At 72.9% G+C, this 1072-nt stretch carries 1 protein-coding gene; it reads right to left on the reverse strand.

Annotated elements, in window-relative coordinates; genetic code table 11:
• Positions 1–150 precede the first annotated feature (150 nt).
• Positions 151–1072, reverse strand: a 922-nt coding sequence (locus ABZ371_RS32835) for a methyltransferase (RefSeq protein WP_358686640.1), incomplete at its 5' end; no start/stop codon positions are given.

Raw genomic sequence — 1072 nt, forward strand, 5'->3', positions numbered from 1 at the left:
CCATGGCGGGGTCCTATGCAGGCGTGGGCCCCGCAGTTCTCCCGGTGGGAGCGGGGGGCCCCCGCCTGAACGCGGCGGCCGCGCGGACCCGGCCGTCCGCCCGGGGCCGGGCACACCGCCGGCCCGGGGCGCTCGTGGTGCGCGGGCCGGTCAGGGCACGAGGCACTCGAACGCGTGCAGGTACGCGTTGACCGGGCGGACCTCGCCGACCCGCAGACCGGCATCGGAGAGCCGGCCGAGCAGGCTCTCCCTCGTGTGCTTGGCGCCCCCCACGTTCAGGAGCAGGAGCAGGTCCATGGCGGTGGTGAACCGCATGGAGGGGGTGTCGTCGACGAGGTTCTCGATGACCACGACGCGGGCACCCGGACGGGCCGTGGCGACGACGTTGCCCAGAGCCCGCCGGGTGCTCTCGTCGTCCCACTCGAGGATGTTCTTGATGACGTAGAGGTCGGCGTCGACCGGGATCTCCTCACGGCAGTCCCCGGCCACGATCCGCACCCGGTCGGCGAGGGCGCCCTCGTCCCGCAGCCGGGCGTCCGCCCTCGCCACGACACCGGGCAGGTCCATGAGGGTTCCGTGGACCGACGGGTGCTTCTCGAGGAGGCCGGCGAGCACATGGCCCTGGCCGCCGCCGATATCGGCGACCGAGGACACCCCGGTGAGGTCGAGGAGCTCGGCCACGTCCCGCGCCGACTGCTCGCTGGACGTCGTCATGGCCCGGTTGAAGACGTGGGCGGACTCGCCCGCGTCCTGGTGGAGGTAGTCGAAGAAGCCCTTCCCGAACGTCTCCGGGAAGACGCTCGTACCGGTGCGTACCGCGTCCTCGAGCCGTGGCCAGACCTCCCAGGTCCAGGGCTCGGTGCACCAGAGGGAGATGTACCGCAGGCTGTTCGGGTCGTCCTCGCGCAGCAGCCTGGACGTCTCCGTGTGGACGAAGGCGCCGTCGCCGGTCTCGGCGAAGACTCCGTAGCAGCACAGCGCCCGCAGCAGCCGGCGCAGCGGGACGGACTCGGTGCCCACGATCTCGGCGAGCTCCGAGGCGGAGGCGGGCGTGTCGCCCAGCGCGTCGGCG

The organism is Streptomyces sp. NPDC005899, from assembly GCF_040629645.1.
Classification (GTDB): domain Bacteria; phylum Actinomycetota; class Actinomycetes; order Streptomycetales; family Streptomycetaceae; genus Streptomyces.